Source organism: Pseudomonas sp. GM78, assembly GCF_000282475.1.
GTDB lineage: Bacteria > Pseudomonadota > Gammaproteobacteria > Pseudomonadales > Pseudomonadaceae > Aquipseudomonas.
The window spans coordinates 2,501-5,177 of sequence record NZ_AKJF01000072.1 but is presented as its reverse complement, the minus strand read 5'-3'; the positions used below and the strand labels follow the sequence as shown (position 1 = coordinate 5,177).

Below are 2,677 nucleotides of genomic sequence, written 5' to 3'. Positions count from 1 at the left end.
CAAATTGCTTGGGTGTTATATGGTCAAGCCTCACGGGCAATTAGTATTGGTTAGCTCAACGCCTCACAGCGCTTACACACCCAACCTATCAACGTCGTAGTCTTCGACGGCCCTTCAGGGGACTCAAGGTCCCAGTGAGATCTCATCTTGAGGCTAGTTTCCCGCTTAGATGCTTTCAGCGGTTATCTATTCCGAACATAGCTACCCGGCAATGCCACTGGCGTGACAACCGGAACACCAGAGGTTCGTCCACTCCGGTCCTCTCGTACTAGGAGCAGCCCCTCTCAAATCTCAAACGTCCACGGCAGATAGGGACCGAACTGTCTCACGACGTTCTAAACCCAGCTCGCGTACCACTTTAAATGGCGAACAGCCATACCCTTGGGACCGGCTTCAGCCCCAGGATGTGATGAGCCGACATCGAGGTGCCAAACACCGCCGTCGATATGAACTCTTGGGCGGTATCAGCCTGTTATCCCCGGAGTACCTTTTATCCGTTGAGCGATGGCCCTTCCATACAGAACCACCGGATCACTAAGACCTACTTTCGTACCTGCTCGACGTGTCTGTCTCGCAGTCAAGCGCGCTTTTGCCTTTATACTCTACGACCGATTTCCGACCGGTCTGAGCGCACCTTCGTACTCCTCCGTTACTCTTTAGGAGGAGACCGCCCCAGTCAAACTACCCACCATACACTGTCCTCGATCCGGATAACGGACCTGAGTTAGAACCTCAAAGTTGCCAGGGTGGTATTTCAAGGATGGCTCCACGCGAACTGGCGTCCACGCTTCAAAGCCTCCCACCTATCCTACACAAGCAAATTCAAAGTCCAGTGCAAAGCTATAGTAAAGGTTCACGGGGTCTTTCCGTCTAGCCGCGGATACACTGCATCTTCACAGCGATTTCAATTTCACTGAGTCTCGGGTGGAGACAGCGCCGCCATCGTTACGCCATTCGTGCAGGTCGGAACTTACCCGACAAGGAATTTCGCTACCTTAGGACCGTTATAGTTACGGCCGCCGTTTACCGGGGCTTCGATCAAGAGCTTCGCGTTAGCTAACCCCATCAATTAACCTTCCGGCACCGGGCAGGCGTCACACCCTATACGTCCACTTTCGTGTTTGCAGAGTGCTGTGTTTTTAATAAACAGTCGCAGCGGCCTGGTATCTTCGACCGGCGTGGGCTTACGCAGCAAGTGCTTCACCCTCACCGGCGCACCTTCTCCCGAAGTTACGGTGCCATTTTGCCTAGTTCCTTCACCCGAGTTCTCTCAAGCGCCTTGGTATTCTCTACCCAACCACCTGTGTCGGTTTGGGGTACGGTTCCTGGTTACCTGAAGCTTAGAAGCTTTTCTTGGAAGCATGGCATCAACCACTTCGTCACCCAAAGGGTAACTCGTCATCAGCTCTCGGCCTTAGAATCCCGGATTTACCTAAGATTCCAGCCTACCACCTTAAACTTGGACAACCAACGCCAAGCTGGCCTAGCCTTCTCCGTCCCTCCATCGCAATAACCAGAAGTACAGGAATATTAACCTGTTTTCCATCGACTACGCTTTTCAGCCTCGCCTTAGGGACCGACTAACCCTGCGTCGATTAACGTTGCGCAGGAAACCTTGGTCTTTCGGCGTGGGTGTTTTTCACACCCATTGTCGTTACTCATGTCAGCATTCGCACTTCTGATACCTCCAGCAAGCTTCTCAACTCACCTTCACAGGCTTACAGAACGCTCCTCTACCGCATCATCCGAAGATGATACCCGTAGCTTCGGTGTATGGTTTGAGCCCCGTTACATCTTCCGCGCAGGCCGACTCGACTAGTGAGCTATTACGCTTTCTTTAAAGGGTGGCTGCTTCTAAGCCAACCTCCTAGCTGTCTAAGCCTTCCCACATCGTTTCCCACTTAACCATAACTTTGGGACCTTAGCTGACGGTCTGGGTTGTTTCCCTTTTCACGACGGACGTTAGCACCCGCCGTGTGTCTCCCATGCTCGGCACTTGTAGGTATTCGGAGTTTGCATCGGTTTGGTAAGTCGGGATGACCCCCTAGCCGAAACAGTGCTCTACCCCCTACAGTGATACATGAGGCGCTACCTAAATAGCTTTCGAGGAGAACCAGCTATCTCCGAGCTTGATTAGCCTTTCACTCCGATCCACAGGTCATCCGCTAACTTTTCAACGGTAGTCGGTTCGGTCCTCCAGTCAGTGTTACCTAACCTTCAACCTGCCCATGGATAGATCGCCCGGTTTCGGGTCTATTCCCAGCGACTAGACGCCCTATTAAGACTCGCTTTCGCTACGCCTCCCCTATTCGGTTAAGCTCGCCACTGAAAATAAGTCGCTGACCCATTATACAAAAGGTACGCAGTCACCTAACAAAGTAGGCTCCCACTGCTTGTACGCATACGGTTTCAGGATCTATTTCACTCCCCTCTCCGGGGTTCTTTTCGCCTTTCCCTCACGGTACTAGTTCACTATCGGTCAGTCAGTAGTATTTAGCCTTGGAGGATGGTCCCCCCATATTCAGACAAAGTTTCTCGTGCTCCGTCCTACTCGATTTCATGACTAAGAGATTTTCGCGTACAGGGCTATCACCCACTATGGCCGCACTTTCCAGAGCGTTCCGCTAATCTCAAAGCCACTTAAGGGCTAGTCCCCGTTCGCTCGCCACTACTAAGG

General features: G+C 52.3%; 1 rRNA gene (only partly in view). It reads right to left on the bottom strand.

Annotated elements, in window-relative coordinates:
- Positions 1-19: 19 nt before the first annotated feature.
- A 23S ribosomal RNA gene (locus PMI35_RS20455) occupies positions 20-2,677 on the bottom strand (it continues 236 nt past the right edge of the window).